This window comes from Trichothermofontia sp., from assembly GCF_053493415.1.
On sequence record NZ_JBRCAD010000133.1, the window covers coordinates 1 to 16,301 of the forward strand.

Genomic DNA, 16,301 nt, shown 5'->3' on the forward strand with positions numbered 1-16,301 from the left:
GACAAGTTTCGCTATTTGCAACTAGAACTCAGCCGTCGCTGTTCGCTCGTCCATTGGAGCTACGATTTGCTTCCAGAAACGCTTGTATGACTCTCGCACCCTCAAGTGTAAAGTTTTATATCTGGATTCAACACTTCTGGAGTAAATCATGTTTGATGATGGTAGCTAATTAGCACATCTGTTTTTCAATTCTCACCTAATTTTGAATAATAGCCTTTTTCACCTTAGTGAAGGACAGGCAAGGTGCGTAAGCATCCTGTCTATCGCACTCTGATGTCTTTCAATAGCTTGAGAAATGCTGTATTTCTTCCTAACTTGGGAGAATTGAATAGGTCAATTTTTCTATTTGGTCAAGTCGCTGTATTGTTGGATTAACAATGCAGATTTTGTATTGATTGCATTTTGTATTAATTGCACATTTTCTAGCCTGAATATGTCTTGGGATTTAGAGGTGGCAGTTCTGCATCAATGCCGATCGATCAACTCAGGTATTTGACTTTGGTTTTTGCGATCAGCGATCGCCGTAAATGCTTTGGAGCTAAGAGAATCATGCTAACGGTTAATTTCATCGGCACTGAAGGCACGGATGTGTTTTTCGGTACGTCCTTTAACGATAATGCGGTGGGCGGTCCAGCCCCGGATCAGCTAGCGGGTGGATTAGGTAGCGATAGCCTGTTTGGTGACGGGGGCAACGATATTCTGATCGGTGGGGAAGACAATGACTTCCTCTATGGTGGCTTTGGCGATGATTTGCTGATTGGCGGGCCGGGTGCCAACTTCTTTGAAGGTGGTTTTGGTCGCGATCTGTTTGTCGTTGGTGAGGGCAGTGAACCTGGTACGGTTGGTTCCCCCACGGCAGACACGGCGGATTTCATTGGGGACTTTACCCCTGGCGAAGATCGGATTGTTTTGCCGGAGGGGTTAGATTTTGATGCGGTTGACATTGTGCAACTCGACAATGGTAATACGGCCATTCGCGATCGCGCCTCCGGTAATTTTCTGGTGGTTCTCCAGGGCGAGGTTCCGCTCGGTGCGAATGATTTCTTAGCCCCGGATGAAGTCTTTACCTTTAGGGCTGAAGGCATTGCGGGTCCCACCGGCCCCACCGGTCCTCAAGGTGAAATTGGTCCCACCGGTCCTACCGGTCCCTTTGGCCCCACGGGTCCTAGCGGTCCCATCGGTCCGATCGGCCCTCAAGGCCCCACCGGTCCCCAAGGTCCTGCCGGTCCCCAAGGTCCTGCCGGTACCTCTGATGAAGGGATCTATCACGGGTACGGGTACTACTATCGCTAGTCATCGGACATATAGAAGGACGTCTTCTTAATGCGGATCGGGATTTTCCTATGTGGGAGCAACGCAAGTAATGGTAACTGTTGACTTTATTGGAACAGACGGCAGTAATGCCCTGTTCGGGGCACTCTCGCTGGTGGCTGTTGGCGGGCCAGGGCCGGATCAACTGGTGGGTGGAGTCGGTAACGATAGCCTGTTTGGCGACGGGGGCGGCGATATTCTGATGGGGGGGGAAGGGAGCGATTCCCTCAATGGTGGCTTTGGTGATGATCTGCTGATTGGCGGGCCGGGTGCGGACTTCTTTGAAGGCAGTTTTGGCCGCGATCTGTTTGTCATTGGGGAAGGCAATGAGCCGGGTACCGTTGGCGCACCAACGGCGGATGCCGCCGATTTCATTGGGGACTTTACCCCCGGTGAAGATCAGATTGTGTTGCCCGAAGGCATTGATTTTAGTGCCGTTGATATTGAGCAGATTGATGGCAATACCGTCATTCGCGATCGCGCTTCGGGTAACTTCCTGGCGGTACTCCGGGGTAGTATCAACCTGGGGGCTAGTGATTTTGTCAATCCAGCGGCTAACCCGGTGTTTACCTTTAGGGCAGAGGCCGTCGGGGGACCAACGGGTCCCGAAGGCCCGCCGGGTCCGCCGGGTCCCGAAGGCCCAACGGGTCCGATCGGCTTGCTAGGTCCTGAAGGTCCGCCGGGTGCGGAAGGTCCGCCGGGACCCCAAGGTCCGCCGGGACCCCAAGGCCCGCAAGGCCCGCAAGGCCCGCAAGGCCCACCGGGGGCGGAAGGCCCACCGGCACCCCCGCCCTCTTGTAGAAAGTGAGGCTTGTACTGAGTCCTAAGTATGCTTCCTGGGAGCCAGGAAGCATACTCCCGGTTCCCGAGGATGCCTTTATGCATCTGCATATAGTACTAAAGTGAGGTAAGGATGATTGAATTTCGAGGCACGGAGGGAAGTGACATCTTCCCTGGCGATGTGTTAAGCAATTTTGGGATTGGCAATTTTAATATTGCCCCCGCTTTCCTGATCCAGGGCCTATCCGGCAACGATATTCTGATTGGTGGGGCTGGCCCCGATCGGCTAGAGGGGGGCGATGGCGATGATATTCTCATCGGTGGGCTGGGGGCGGATACTTTTGTGGGCGGGATGGGCCGTGATCTCTTCGCGATCCTCTTCGCGATCGGGGAAGGCCCTGATCCTAATACCAAAGGTAGCCCCAACCTGGCAGAAGTTGACGTGATCATTGACTTCAATCCTACGCAAGATCAAATCGCATTGCCGAAAGAGATTGAGATTAACCAGGTGGAAATCGTGCGGGGGGATGGCTTCACCGCCCTGAAGGATACCAGCACGGGTAATTTTCTGGCCATGTTGCTCGATCCAGAGGCTGGTTCCCTGGATCTGACGATCGAACACTTCTTGCTACCAGGGGAACCCTGGCAGTTTAGATTTAACGAGGTCGCCAGTCCTCCTGAGGTTGGGGGAGAAGTGGGACCATCTGGGCCAGAAGGACCGCAAGGGCCGAGGGGACCGATCGGGCCGACTGGGCCTCAAGGCATTCAAGGTCCGATCGGCCCCACGGGAGAAGGAATTCCCGGACCGGCTGGCCCTCCCGGACCGGCTGGCCCTACTGGTCCGGCTGGCCCTACTGGAGAAGGCCCCCCCGGTCCGACGGGTCCCCAAGGTCTGACAGGTCCCCAAGGTCCAGTTGGCCCTACCGGTCCTGGCCTGAGTACAGGGATAACCTTAAATGGATTTTTCGACCCAGCGGGTATTGTGCCAGGGTTCAATGCAACATTCAGGATCAATAGTATTAGTTGATCCCCAACGGCAAGTACTTGAGTGCTTGACTTGGTTAACTGACAAATCTTTTCCCCTCATCCCTAAATCCCTTCTCCCACTAGGGGCGAAGGGACTTCAACCCCAAAATTGGAGTCCGAAGCCCCTCGTCCGCTCTGGGAGAGGCGTTGGGGAGAGGGCAGTTCGAGTGTTTGGCCAGCCAATCAGCATTTAAACTCATCCCGCCAGTCCACTAAAGATGCAATCGCCCAAAATCTAAAATCTAAACACTCCGCAGCGCCACGATCGGATCTAACTGCGCCGCCCGCCGTGCCGGAATCACCCCAAAAAAGAGGCCAATCCCCCCCGAAACGCTCACCGCGACTGCCACCGCGATCGGGGAAACACTCGTCTGCAAGGGGGAAACCATCCCAATCAAAATCACCCCACTCGCTCCCACCAAGGTACCCACCAAACCACCCGCCACCGCCAGGATCACTGCTTCAATCATGAACTGGGTGAGGATATCGTGCTCCGAAGCGCCGATCGCCTTGCGCAGGCCAATCTCCTGGGTCCGTTCTGTCACTGACACCAGCATGATGTTCATAATGCCAATGCCGCCCACCACCAGAGAGATGGCAGAAGTTGCTGCGAGGAGAATCGTTAACCCATTGGTCACCGTGTTTACCGTCCGCAGGGCATCCCGTTGGGACTCAACCCCGAAATCATCATCCTTCCCCTTGGTAATTTGGTGGCGCAGGCGTAGCAGGTTGGTAATTTGAAATTGGGCCGCGCGAATACTGTCGCGATCGCGGGCGGCAACGGAGATAAATGAAATCTGGGTGCCATAGGGAGATGTGCGTCCGGCAATGCGATTGGCCATTGTGGTGAGGGGAATATAGACCGCATCATCCTGATTGGTGCCGAGAAAACTGCCCTTGGGTTCAGTGATGCCAATGACATCAAAACTGACATTGTTAATGCGCACCTGCCGACCGATCGGATTTTTCTGATCAAATAACCGCCGCGCTAAGTCAGGCCCCAAAACGGCCACCCGGTTATTGCGCTCCAGATCGGCATCGGTTAAAAAGCGGCCCTGGGCCACATCAAAACTACGCACTACCAAGAATTCTGGGGTAACCCCTTGCACTTGGGTAAAGGTATTGCGATTACGGTAGGTGATCAGGTAGCGACCGTTTAACTGGGGAGCCACGGCCAGCACGGTGGGCACTTGGGCTGCGATCGCGGTCGCATCTTCCAGCACTAACGTATTGGGTAAAGTTGTCGTTGTCCGCCGGGTCCCCCGACTACCGGGCACCACAAACAGCACATTCGGCCCCAGGGATTCAAACTGCTCCGCCGCCAACCGTTGTGCCCCCTGGCCAATCCCCACCATTGCAATCACGGAGGCGTTGCCAATAATGATGCCCAACATCGTTAGCAGACTGCGCAGGCGATTGGTGACTAGGGTCGCGGTGGCCATTTTGGCACTATCTGCAAGGTTCATAGTCGTTCCCCAGGGGGTGTGGCGGTAAGGTGTGCAAGTAAGTCTTCCTTTGATAATGACAAAATTAACGGGGTGGCTGTGCGATCGCTCGACTTTTTGTGCGTAGTTCCGAATTAAGGCGATCAGGACGCGCTTGGCTTGAGTCGATCGCCCCTGGCTCATGCTGCGGCAAACGAGATATGGATTAATTCCGGGCCAGCTTCGCCCCGTTCCAGGCGATCGGCTAAGACCCGTAAGGCTAAGGCTTGGACTTGAGTAGTGGCGGCTTCCGGCGTTGGTGCATAGATGAGGACACCGGGTAGATCTACAACTTCAGCAATCCAGCGACCGTCTTCTTCTTATTCCAGGTCGATGGTCAAGTTCATGATCGGGTTTTCAATGCACTTCATCTAATTTTCCTAACCACTGCGATCGGCTACCTGATACCGAGCAACAGGAGATTGCGCTAGCAATTTTGCCGCGAGTCGTCAACTTTGACTTCCCAACCTTAGCCGATGAAGACCTCATCTTGAATGCCGAAGCCCTCTTTTTAGCCCTAGACCAACAAGCAGCAGACGAACCCACTCAACCTTGGCTAAAACGCTGAACTAACTCTTCTTTCGACAATTGCAGAATTAACTGCGTGACCTCGCGATCGGGCAGTTGCAATAGGTGGGGGATGAGATCCTGTAAGGCGCGATCGAGCCTGCCAAACCGCGCTTCCAGAAAAGCCACAAGAATTTCCTGGCGTCCTTGTTTGAGTCCTTGTTCAAGTCCTTGTTCGAGTCCTTGTTCGAGTCCTTTTTCAATGCCAATGCGCTCCACACTGCTGATGTAGGGCATACGTCGTGCCTCCTCGTATTGCTGAAGTTCTTGCCAAAAAGCTTGCTCTAATTCTCCAGAGAGTGTCATCACCCAGTCAATAAATACAAACAGGTTGATGATGTCCTGGCGCTGGTAACCTTTTTCATACAATCGTCGGATTAGCTGGAACTTCTGGACCTTGCGATCCTCTGGTCGGTGCCGGGTGGCCTGGGCCTGTAGGTGGGCCATCACCACTGTGGCAAAGGGATTATCGCTGGCTTCCAGGTGTTCCCACTGCTGTTTGTAGTCTAGCAACTTCACGCTGAGGAATTGGAAGGATACCTGACAGCCCAGGGTGTTGTACTCATAGGTGGTGGGTCGCCAGGTGGGGCTGGTATCGCAGAGGATGGCAAGGCTGACGACGGGGCGATCGTAGCGATCTCGAATCCGGTAGTGATACTGGTACATGCGCTCGGCGAAATGGGTGTCCTTGCGGCCCTGAACTTCCAGGTGGAGCAAAATCCAGAGTTCTTGCCCATCCAGTAGCCAAACTTTTACCAATTTGTCGGCAAACCGGCGGCCCAAGGAGGCATCGCGCACGACCTGTTGCAATTCCTTATCGAGAAATTCGTAGGGTCGGGTCCAATCGATCGCATGATAAATATTCGAAAAAAAGAAGCTGAGGCAGTCGGGGAAATACTGCTCCAGAATGATTTTCCAGGGGCTATCTTGGTCACTTCGTTGCGGCATTGGGTTCCTGTAGCAGATCAAGGTGACTTTTTATATAAAACTATCCCTTCGCGTAACGCGATCGTCACAAAAGCATGGGGGACTGCGGCCCATTCCTGAATTTCAGCCGGAGTCCAAACGGTAATGTCTTTGGCGGGGAATATGCCTGCTAGGGCTAGGTAGTAACGGGGCGCGTTGGTAACGGGGTCGGTCAGATTCTTCAACGACGAGTAGATCCAAATCACTATTGACATGGGCCTCTCCCCTAGCCTGAGAACCGAAGAGGACGATTTTGAGCGGATTACCGACTAATTGCATTCGCTGCACGACTTCTGCAAACAGTTCGGGATTGACGGATGGGTATGCGCGGGTTTGCATACTTTCAGGCTTTAATCTTGTGATTCCTGACGTTTAAACTCATCGGGTAAATCCACAAAAATACGATCGCCCGCCTGAACGCCCGATAGGATTTGTGTTTGATTCCCGATCGTTGGCCCGATCGTCACCGGCACAAACTTGGGTTTATCCTTGGCGTCAAGTACCAGAACTCCGGTTTGCCCTTCGCGGGTGACGATCGCCACCGTGGGCACCACCAGCGCATCCCGCACCTGATCCCCCAGGAAGGTGATATCCACATTCATCCCCGATCGCAGCACATCCCGGCCACTGTCCAACACAATGCGCACCTGGAATGAGGTCACATTCTGCTCCACGATCGCCTCCGGGGCAATCAAGCGTACCCGGCCCTGGAACGTGCGATCGGGATAGGCATCGGCAATAATTTCCACCGTCTGGTTGAGTCGGATTTGGCCAATATCCACTTCCGGCACCTTGGCGAGGACTTCCAGGCCATTGGCGAGGGCAACGATCGAGGTGGAAGTGGCGGAGGCGGTGGTTGAGGCGGAGGTGGTGGGGGTGACGAAGGACCCGGGTTCGGCGTAGCGTTGGGTGATAATCCCGGCAAAGGGGGCGCGAATGATCGTGTCATCCAACTGAACCGTGACGGCCTTTAAGCGTCCTTCGGCTTCCCGCACCTGGGCAACCCCCTGGGCGATCTGTTCCGAGCGGGTGCCATTTTGCAACTGGGTGAGGCGCTGTTGGGCTTCCCGGACCTGGGCCTGGGCCTGGGCGAGGTTGGCACGGGCACTGTCGGCTTCGCTGATGACTTCATCCAGGCGATCGCGGGCGATCGCGCCATCATTGAACAAATTCTGATTACGATCGACCCGCTCCGTAGCTAAATCTAATCGGGCTTGGGCAGCCTTGACTTGCGCTTGGGTGCGCTCCAGATTGGCACGGGCTTGGGCAATTTCCTCGGTGCGGCTACCGGCTCGCAGTTCGGCCAAGTTGGCCTGGGCACGTTTGAGGTTGGCTTCGGCTTGCAAGCGTTGGGCCTGAAGATCGTCGTTGCTCATGCGGGCGATCACTTGGCCCTGCTGGACCCGATCGCCCTGCTCCACATAGAGTTCGACTAACCGTCCGGCTGTCTTGGGGCTGAGGTTGACGGTTTGAATGGGGACGATCGTGCCGCTGGCGGTAATCCGTAGGGTCAAGTCTTCAGCGGTTACGGGGACCGTTAGATTCGTGAGGGTTTCCTGGGGACGGGTCCGCTGCCAAACGCCCACACCGACTGCTGTGGTGGTTACCAGCAAAAGCGTGGCAGCGATCGCGGCCCCCCAAGGCGGGGCGTTTTTTGATTTACCCAGGAATGCCAGTGCCATAGACGAAGCCAGATTGCAGAAACGGGATCGGTTTATCGCCGACTCCCTCGCCGTTTTGACGGGAAAGCCCCCCTAACGGTTCAGAAGACGATCGTCCCCTGCTTCTATCTTAAACATTTTGTTACAAAGTCCGCCGTTGCGTAGCCGCTCCGTGTGCTCTGGGCTGCTGGGGTGCTTCTGGGCCGCTGGGGGGCGTCACACCAAATTAAACCGGGCTTCCAGTGCTGGACTCGGTGTCACATTCGCCACGATCGCGATCAAATCCGGCCCGGCAAAAATCGCGGCACCACTGGGCAGGCCCCCTGGCGCACTAGTAATTTGATAATCAATCCCAGCCTTCAGTTGGATGCGATCGTCAAGGTTACTGAAGTCAGTAATGAGGGCAAACCCATTGAGGCCATCGCGGTAGTAAAGCTGGGTACTGTCGCCCAGGACAAACAGATCGGACCCGGCTCCGCCCGTCAGGGTATCCCGTTCGCTGGCTCCGGGGGGAGTTCCGCGTAGGCCCGCCCCGATCAGGGTGTCGTTGCCATCCCCGCCGTTGAGGCTATCACTATCCAGGTCACCAAAGAGGGTGTCGTTACCGGCCCCACCGAAGAGGGTGTCGTTATCTTTGCCGCCGTAGATCAGGTCATCGCCATTATCGCCATTCACCAGGTCATTGCCGCGATCGCCATAGAGGAAGTCGTTACCATTCCCGCCGGAAATCACGTCATTGTCTTTGCCCCCGCGAATCAGGTCGTCACCTTCCCCCCCGTTGAGGATATCGCTGCCCCGGTTGCCAAGCAGAGTATCGTTGCCGCCAAAGCCGTTAATGGTATCGTTGCCATCACCCCCCCGCAGGAGATCGGCCTGTTCAGTCCCATTGATTAACTCAGAAGCACCGCTCGGCGGCACAATTACGCCAGGAATTGTCACGTTGGGTGGGAAGAGAATCAGGGGCGGGACGGGAATACCGGGCACGGGCACACCCGGAATATTAATCAGTGGCGGCACGGGGATCGGCGACGGGGCCAGAGAGGGACCACCATCAATATCCCGGTTTACCACACTGACATCTGCCGGATTTTTATCTTGATAGAAGGGATCATCACTAATTGTGTTGCCCGTCAGAATGGTATAAAAGACATCACCATCGGGAATACCATCCGGAACACCAGTGACCGTTACGGTTTGAGGTACGTTCCAGTTAGTAGGGGTAAAGGTCAGGGTTGTTGGTGAAGCGACACCTTCCGTGGGATCAGAACTACTTAGGTTGAATTGAACGTTGGCGGTGGGAGGGTAAATCAACACCGCACTAAAGCTAGCAGTTCCTCCAGACTCGGTCGTCACTAATCCAGACGTTGGGGTAATCAAAACCCCTGTCTTTGGAATCGCAACAAAACTGCCTGACTCAAGAAAAACAGCCGTGTCTAGGATGGCATCTCCAGCGTCGGAAATAGCAAATCTAATTGTATTTTCTTCTCCTGGGACGACATCTGCCTGAATTGCCAGTTTTCGAGTAAAGCCATCATATTCAATATTAAAAGGTGCAGAGGAGAGGCCGCCATCAAAAGGATCATTATTGATATAGAATGAAGAGTTTTGCTGCAAGTTGACATTGTCAATCGTTACCGGAATGATTGTGCCCACTCCAGGTAAATTAGCAATGTTAACTCCATTCAAGAAAAATGCAAAAATATCATTTACGCCTGCATCTACAAATTCGTTATATTCTTCAGATGCAAATACAAATGTTAAGCCAATACGATCGGTCTCTGGAATAAACTTGACTTCCAGAACAATTGCATCAAAGGTTTCATTGTTGGCTAGATCTGATAATTCAGCATTACCATCTAAATTAAAGTTGGTGCTAGTTGCCGAACTGCTATTCGGCCCGGCGGCATCAGCAATATTGCCGCTTGCCAAGATAACACCAGATTGAATGCCGATCGGGGAGTCTTCACCCACAAACTCAAATAGCCCCCCAGCCGCATTAGCCCCTTGCAGAATTTGTGCCTCAGTAATTTGAATTCCTGATCCGAGTAAGGCATTAACAAGGTCCTGAGCCGTCAGGGTATTTAAATTAGTTGAGGTATAGGCCAAAATGCCAGGATAAGCAGCCAGAGCCGAGGGTTGGAACACCGGGATCACGGGAATTCCATCTGTGGTAAACTCCAGATTCCAATTCCCACCCAATGTGGCTGCCCCTGTCAAGCTTTCAGAGGCAGTGATGGGAAGCCCAACTATCTGCCGTAAAGCCCGAATAAACTGTTTGCCCGTCGTTTCTGCTGCCACGCGACAACCATACAGGACGAGGTTAGTCCCCCCTACCAGCGCCTCTGACCATTGTTGGATTTGGGTCATATAACTGCCCAGCTTATCCAGAGTTAGGCAGGTTGATCCCAAATAGAGTGTACCCGGATCGCCATGCGACACAATGTGGATACTGCCGACATTCGTTGCGGATTGAAGAACCGTCGTAATCTGTTCAACCCCGTCCTGCCCTGGCTCCAAGACAACGACCTGCACCCCTGGCAGAACCCCCTCCATGAGACTCTGGTAATTTGTGACAGAGCCATCCACAAAAACGAGAGTTTCAGCAAAATTGACAGGTGTCATGATCTCATTCCTCGTGTCGAGATAGCAGGGAAATAAAATGGGGGGAGAGAAAGACAAAAATCGCGAATACAGGAGTTCCTACCTTGAAATAGGTGTTCAAGGGACTTTGGAAATAATAGCTTAGAACGCTATTGTCACTCTCTGAAATCCCTTGACTTTGTAAAAGAGATTAGAGAAAGAAAGAGGCAATAGCAGACCAAAGCCTTTAATTAGAAAACGATGAAATCGGCTGGCGTTAATTCAACCGCACTGCCATTTACGTCAATGAGGATCTGTTGGACTTGATCCGGCCCAGTCCCACCATCGGTAACAATAATGTCGGTTATCGCAATGCTGAAACTTGGCAAAAATGCGAGTGGAATCGGTTGAGCAGGGCCAACAGTACCATCCGGATCAAAGGTTAAGAGACGCGGGGCAAAAGTTGTCCCATTAAATGACTCTTCTGACTCAGAAGGATTGAAGATAAATGTTGGGCCAGAGCTAGAGGGAGCAGGACCGACAACAACAGTGGATGGGACGTTAATAACCCTAACTGGGTCAACGGGTGACAGACCAAACCCTGCTGCCGATATTCTAAATTTATCGGCTTGCTGAACTGCTTGATTGATCACCGCATCAAACACTAATCGGCCAAAATCTGTGATGACATCGGTTCCCTCGTTTGGTGAATTATACTGGAAGTAGTCTGTTTGTGGCCGCCCACCGGTGAGAATATCACTGCCTAATCCACCAATAATCAGGTCACTGCCAGCACCACCATCAATAATATCGCTGCCCGCAAACCCAATTAAGGTATCATCCCTGGCTGTACCTGTGAGAACATCATCGCCATTCGTGCCTTGAATCAAGTTGCCCAGACCATTGTTGAGGTCAGCATCATCATCCAGAATAATTAAACGAGCTTCGCGTTGGGGACCGAGGACGGCTCCACCCGTGGGTGGCCCCATTGTGAGCAATACATTCTCCCCGATGTTGCCATTTTGGGCAATGATAATGCCGACGTCCCCATCTTCATTAAAGATTTCGCCGACGGAGGGAGATTCAAAAATATTGTCGGCAATGATCGGGAACGATCGCGTCAACGGTCCGCCTTGGCCATCCTGCCAAGTAAAGACAATGGGCTGGGCAATAAAATCCACGCCCGCGAGCGCCGCATTCGGTGAGGTTCCCGTTTGGGGATAGACCGTCACACTGACATCACCCACAAAACTTTCCCGCCGGGTGACGGTCACACTGGCCATCGTCAGCGGATAGGGTGGCCCCTCGCCAGGAAACCCCGGTGCACTGGGATTGCCTTCGATCGAGCTAAAGACCGCCCCTTCAAACTCGATCACCCCAGCGTTGGGGACGGAATTGGTGCTGGTACCGGTCACGGATTCCGGTGGCGTGGGCGGATCAGGAATGACCGTAGTGAAATCAGACGGGCTGAGGAGCGAGGCGTTGACGCCCTGAAGCGTGGCGATGACGGCCTGGGTGGTGCGATTGCGCAGGATCGTATTCACCCCTTCCTGGTAAATATCCAGGTTTTCATAGTTGAGGCCACCAATCAAACCAATGACATCCACCCCGTTTTGGAAATCGGTGATGACATCCGCATCGGTATCCGGCCCGATCACAAAAATATCGGAACCTGTGCCCCCGGTTAGGACATCATTGCCGCGATCGCCAAACAGAATGTCATTACCGTCGCCGCCGTAGAGGTTATCATCCCCCTTGCCGCCGTAGATGTAGTCATTGCCGGCACCGCCATAGAGGAAATCGTTATCGAGATCGCCCCGGATGAAATCATTGCCCTCATCGCCATAGACGGTATCGCTACCTTTGCCGCCAAACACAAAATCTTCACCGTGGCCGCCATTGATCACATCATCGCCGCGACCCCCAAAGATCAGATCATTGCCCAGATCGCCAGAAATGCTATCGTTGCCGTCGCCACCGTAGGCCGTATCGTGACCTTCCAAAAGCAGAATGCGATCGGAATCGATCGTGCCAAGAATGCGATCGTTGCCCGGTGTACCCGTAATCGTAAACGCCATCTTCTCACACCTCTAAACTAGGTACCTGTACCGCCAAGCAGGATGACGGTTTATGGTGACTATCCAGCCTTACGGCTTGGGTAGTACGATGCAGGACACTACCCTAACACCAAGCCTTGAGATTGACGACCCAATAGCCTAGCCTGCGCCGCGACAGACTCGATATGACTTAGTCGGGCACCATTGTACACACAATATTTAGAAATGTCCGGTGTTTAGCCGCATTTTCCCAAACGTAAAATTTTTATATTAGTATGCGGAATACGGACGGTAGGCTGTGTATTCTAAGCGATTATTATTAAACTGCAAACCTTTCACCCCATCACCTACCCCTTGGTAAGAGGTTTCGAGACGGCTATTTTAGGCAATAACCGCCAAGGCGACTATTTCATGTCACCCATCATGCCTATTTTTGGGCACCTGTGGTCAAGGTATCAGGTTCCTTGAGAAATCCCGAATAGGCTTCAATTCCATGCTCATAGAGATCTAAGCCCTGAAGCTCCTCCTCCGTTGAGACGCGAATACCAACGGTGAATTTTAACAGCATCCAGAACGCCGCACTGATCGCTGTGATCGTCAGCGCCACTGCCACAACCCCCAAAAGTTGAATCCCTAACTGTTCCAAACCACCGCCCATCAGTAATCCTGCTAACGGCCCTTCACCCGCCGCATAGAGTGCATCTGTACCGACTGTTGTTCCTGGGCCAACCGCAAACAGGCCCACCGCGATCGTGCCCCAGACCCCATTCACCATGTGAACTGACACGGCGCCAACGGGATCATCTATCTGACGCTTCTCGAAAAATAGGACCGAAAATACGACCAGCACCCCCGCGATTGTGCCAATCAACGCAGCAGCCCAAATTGGCACAAAAGCACAGGCCGCCGTAATCGCCACTAAGCCCGCCAAAATGCCATTAATAATCATCGACAAATCTGGGCTGCCAAAGACGACCCAAGCCGTGAGGGTTGCCGCTACACCACCAAAAGCGGCGGCTGTGTTCGTCGTCACCGCAATATGGGCAATATGCCAACTGACCGCCATCGTAGACCCAGGGTTAAAGCCAAACCAGCCCAACCAAAGGATTAAACACCCCAAGGTCGAAATCGCCATATTATGGGCCGGTAACGCATTCGGCTGACCATTCTCGCGATACTTACCCAGCCGAGGACCGAGGGCCAACGCCCCCACTAGGGCCGCCCAACCCCCTACCGAGTGGACCACCGTTGATCCCGCAAAGTCATAAAATCCTAGCCCTGCGAGCCAGCCGCCGCCCCAAACCCAATGTCCCGTGATCGGATAGGCGAGCGCCACCAGCAGGAGACTGAAAATCAAAAACACCTTAAACTTAATCCGTTCCGCCACTGCCCCAGAGACGATCGTGGCGGCTGTTCCGGCAAAAGCCAGTTGGAAGAAAAATTTCGCGAATAACGGTACCCCGGCCCAATCCAGGGAAGTAAAAATCCCCTCATAGGCATCCCCCGTCGCCGGACTGTTATCCGCCCCCGCCAGGAAAAAGCCCCCACTGCCCAACAGACCATTACTGTCGCTAAACATCAGGCCAAATCCACACACCCAAAAGGCGATCGTTGACAGGGCAAATACAATCAGGTTCTTCGCCAACACATTTACCGCATTCTTCTGGCGGCAGAACCCGGTCTCTAGCATGGCAAAGCCCGCATTCATAAAGATGACCAGCATCCCCGCCAACATCACCCACAGGGTATCGATCGCCACCCTGAGTTCCGTCAACATGGCAGCAGTATCGCCGCTTGGCGGGGTCTGTTCCGCCAGGGCCGCCAGGTTCCAAAAGAACAACAGCAGACCCACACAGCCCACGGAGAGCCATTGCAAATGGCGCGATGATCGGCGCTGTGACAACCGTCTTGCGGCAGCCGATTGCTCCTGACTGAGGGGCAAATGGGAATGAGCGGGATTTGAGTTAGCTGGCATCATGACGCTTTGAGGCTCAAGACGAAGGGGCTAAGTATAAAGGGTAACTAGAGTGTGAATCTCTTCAGTTGATTATGCTTTCAATCTTCTCGTTCACAAGGTGTATAACCGCACAAATCAGCAAAATAAATCCGAAAATTTCTGGTCGTGATTGTGCTTTTGTTACACCATCCAGATTTTCGATTAATGGGCACCTCGAAAATACCCATTGTGCAACTGTGCCCACGCAATCATCAAGGGTTAAGACAGGTGGCTCTGCTGCCCATCTCAAGGGATCGAGGTTTCCTAATGTTTAAGGGGAAGCTGAGTACATGAGACCCAACTTCCCCCGGTAAAGAAGGCTACAATTTGGTAGGTTAGTTAACCCAACTGGGCGAATTTGCACGGGGCGATCGCGCCAGTTAACTAAAGGCTAGCTCCTTCCGACACATCCGACGAGTTGGAGAAACTCGTCCCCGCAGGCATCACATTGGCTTCCTTCAGGAAACCCGCATAGGCTTCCATCCCGTGTTCGCCAATATCGAGACCTTCGACCTCTTCTTCGGGGGTCACCCGTAGGCCAAAAATCGCCTTAATGATCGACCAGAAAATCACACTCAACAGGACCGTAAAGCCTCCCACCGTGAGAATGCCGAGAACCTGGGCAATTAGTTGGTTAATGCCATGACCGAAAAACAGACCACTTTCCAGGTCAAACAGGCCAACCGCCAACGTCCCCCAAACCCCATTCACCAAGTGAACGGAAACGGCCCCCACGGGATCGTCAATCTTAATGCTGTCGAAGAAGTAGACCGAGAAGACGACCAATACCCCCGCAATCAAACCAATGATCACCGCGCCCCAGTAGCCCACACCTGCACAACCGGCGGTAATCGCCACCAGGCCAGCCAGAATGCCGTTAATGATCATCGACAAATCCGGTTTCCCTGACATTGTCCAGGAGGTAATCGTTGCAGCCACGCCGCCCGCCGCCGCCGCCAAGTTCGTCGTCACGGCAATATACGGGACGGCCTCATTCGCCGCTAACTCCGAGCCGGGGTTAAAGCCAAACCAGCCAATCCAGAGGATCAGACACCCCAAGGTGGCAATGCTGAGGTTGTGACCGGGTAATGCTTGCGGACGGCCATCTTCACTGAACTTACCGACACGGGCACCTAAGAAGGCAGCACCAACTAGGGCGGCCCAGCCACCGACTGAGTGAACTACGGTTGAACCGGCAAAGTCGCTAAAGCCAATTCCTCCCAAGAAACCGATTTCCGAGAGCATACCGCCCCCCCAGACCCAGTGGCCACTGATGGGATAGGCAATCCCGGTGAGCAGCAGGCTGAAAATCAGGAAGTCAACAAACTTAATCCGCTCGGCCACGGCCCCAGAAACGATCGTCGCGGCTGTTCCCGCAAAGGCTGCTTGGAAGAGGAAGAAAACCGGTATTGTCAGCGTGCTCTCTTCCAAGCCATAGGCTTCGGGGCCACCGCTGAGGAACCAACCGCCCCCACCCATAAAGCCATTACCGGGACCAAACATTAAGGAAAACCCGATCGCCCAAAATGCCAAACTTGCTAGGGCAAAAACAATCAGGTTCTTCGAGAGAATATTGACGGCATTCTTCTGGCGACAGAAGCCTGTCTCCAACATCCCAAAACCCGCATTCATAAAAATGACGAGAATGGCGGCAACGAGCACCCAGATATTATCAAGAACGGCTTGCACATCCTCTGGGGTTAGGGCGGCCTCCTCTTGGGCCGATGCAGCCACGCTCCAGAGACCAACAATCAACGCAGAAAGCGGGATACAAGCTAACCATGCATAGGATTGGCCAGGGAAGATTGAACGCAGATTTTGCTGAAAATCAGTCAATATCCCTAGCCCCTCATGCCAGCCTGATAGCGGCACC

Annotated in this window: 12 protein-coding genes and 1 pseudogene; 4 read left to right on the forward strand and 9 right to left on the reverse strand. The window is 53.5% G+C overall.

Features of this window, described 5'->3' with window-relative positions:
- Positions 1–549 precede the first annotated feature (549 nt).
- The 3 genes from ACWIUF_RS11610 (at position 550) to ACWIUF_RS11620 (ending at position 3,118) form a co-directional block, all read left to right on the forward strand.
- Positions 550–1,293, forward strand: coding sequence for a hypothetical protein (locus tag ACWIUF_RS11610; RefSeq protein ID WP_448572530.1), 744 nt, complete (start codon positions 550–552; stop codon positions 1,291–1,293).
- A gap of 70 nt (positions 1,294–1,363) precedes the next feature.
- Positions 1,364–2,119, forward strand: coding sequence for a calcium-binding protein (locus ACWIUF_RS11615; protein ID WP_448572531.1), 756 nt, complete (start codon positions 1,364–1,366; stop codon positions 2,117–2,119).
- Positions 2,120–2,224: 105 nt separating this feature from the next.
- On the forward strand, positions 2,225–3,118 hold the full coding sequence (locus ACWIUF_RS11620; RefSeq protein WP_448572532.1) for a hypothetical protein: 894 nt from the start codon (positions 2,225–2,227) through the stop codon (positions 3,116–3,118).
- Positions 3,119–3,359: 241 nt separating this feature from the next.
- On the opposite strand, the gene ACWIUF_RS11625 is transcribed toward ACWIUF_RS11620, so the two are convergent.
- Entirely contained in the window at positions 3,360–4,583 is a 1,224-nt protein-coding gene (locus ACWIUF_RS11625; protein ID WP_448572533.1) for an ABC transporter permease, read from the reverse strand.
- 454 nt (positions 4,584–5,037) lie between these two features.
- Here ACWIUF_RS11625 and ACWIUF_RS11630 point away from each other — a divergent pair, with 454 nt between their 5' ends.
- Entirely contained in the window at positions 5,038–5,169 is a 132-nt protein-coding gene (locus tag ACWIUF_RS11630) for a hypothetical protein (protein ID WP_448572535.1), read from the forward strand.
- Here the strand turns inward: ACWIUF_RS11630 and ACWIUF_RS11635 are convergent.
- The 8 genes and pseudogenes from ACWIUF_RS11635 to ACWIUF_RS11670 form a co-directional block, all read right to left on the reverse strand.
- Positions 5,148–6,116 carry a hypothetical protein gene (locus tag ACWIUF_RS11635; RefSeq protein WP_448572536.1) on the reverse strand — a complete coding sequence of 323 codons (969 nt, stop codon included), beginning with the start codon at positions 6,114–6,116 and terminating at the stop codon, positions 5,148–5,150. The genes ACWIUF_RS11630 and ACWIUF_RS11635 overlap by 22 nt on opposite strands.
- 17 nt (positions 6,117–6,133) lie before the next feature.
- The gene (locus ACWIUF_RS11640) at positions 6,134–6,349 is read right to left on the reverse strand and encodes a hypothetical protein (RefSeq protein ID WP_448572553.1); all 216 of its coding nucleotides are present in this window, start codon (positions 6,347–6,349) and stop codon (positions 6,134–6,136) included.
- Positions 6,345–6,473, reverse strand: a pseudogene (locus tag ACWIUF_RS11645) (hypothetical protein); the annotation flags it as partial. The gene ACWIUF_RS11640 and the pseudogene ACWIUF_RS11645, both read right to left, overlap by 5 nt.
- A gap of 11 nt (positions 6,474–6,484) precedes the next feature.
- Positions 6,485–7,816, reverse strand: coding sequence for an efflux RND transporter periplasmic adaptor subunit (locus ACWIUF_RS11650; protein WP_448572537.1), 1,332 nt, complete (start codon positions 7,814–7,816; stop codon positions 6,485–6,487).
- 195 nt (positions 7,817–8,011) lie between these two features.
- Complete coding sequence (locus tag ACWIUF_RS11655; protein ID WP_448572538.1) at positions 8,012–10,417, reverse strand: choice-of-anchor L domain-containing protein; 2,406 nt, start codon at positions 10,415–10,417, stop codon at positions 8,012–8,014.
- Between the two features lie 209 nt (positions 10,418–10,626).
- A complete protein-coding gene (locus ACWIUF_RS11660; protein WP_448572539.1) occupies positions 10,627–12,453 on the reverse strand; it encodes a calcium-binding protein in 1,827 nt (608 codons plus the stop codon).
- Between the two features lie 406 nt (positions 12,454–12,859).
- Entirely contained in the window at positions 12,860–14,410 is a 1,551-nt protein-coding gene (locus ACWIUF_RS11665; RefSeq protein ID WP_448572540.1) for an ammonium transporter, read from the reverse strand.
- 402 nt (positions 14,411–14,812) lie between these two features.
- Entirely contained in the window at positions 14,813–16,162 is a 1,350-nt protein-coding gene (locus tag ACWIUF_RS11670) for an ammonium transporter (RefSeq protein ID WP_448572541.1), read from the reverse strand.
- Between the last annotated feature and the right edge of the window lie 139 nt (positions 16,163–16,301).

Excerpts from the sequence above, each read along its gene's own strand:
- ACWIUF_RS11610 (WP_448572530.1), top strand. The coding sequence starts at position 550 with ATGCTAACGGTTAATTTCATCGGCACTGAAGGCACGGATGTGTTTTTC.
- ACWIUF_RS11615 (WP_448572531.1), top strand. The coding sequence starts at position 1,364 with ATGGTAACTGTTGACTTTATTGGAACAGACGGCAGTAATGCCCTGTTC.
- ACWIUF_RS11620 (WP_448572532.1), top strand. The coding sequence starts at position 2,225 with ATGATTGAATTTCGAGGCACGGAGGGAAGTGACATCTTCCCTGGCGAT.
- ACWIUF_RS11625 (WP_448572533.1), bottom strand. The coding sequence starts at position 4,583 with ATGAACCTTGCAGATAGTGCCAAAATGGCCACCGCGACCCTAGTCACC.
- ACWIUF_RS11635 (WP_448572536.1), bottom strand. The coding sequence starts at position 6,116 with ATGCCGCAACGAAGTGACCAAGATAGCCCCTGGAAAATCATTCTGGAG.
- ACWIUF_RS11640 (WP_448572553.1), bottom strand. The coding sequence starts at position 6,349 with ATGTCAATAGTGATTTGGATCTACTCGTCGTTGAAGAATCTGACCGAC.
- ACWIUF_RS11650 (WP_448572537.1), bottom strand. The coding sequence starts at position 7,816 with ATGGCACTGGCATTCCTGGGTAAATCAAAAAACGCCCCGCCTTGGGGG.
- ACWIUF_RS11655 (WP_448572538.1), bottom strand. The coding sequence starts at position 10,417 with ATGACACCTGTCAATTTTGCTGAAACTCTCGTTTTTGTGGATGGCTCT.
- ACWIUF_RS11660 (WP_448572539.1), bottom strand. The coding sequence starts at position 12,453 with ATGGCGTTTACGATTACGGGTACACCGGGCAACGATCGCATTCTTGGC.
- ACWIUF_RS11665 (WP_448572540.1), bottom strand. The coding sequence starts at position 14,410 with ATGATGCCAGCTAACTCAAATCCCGCTCATTCCCATTTGCCCCTCAGT.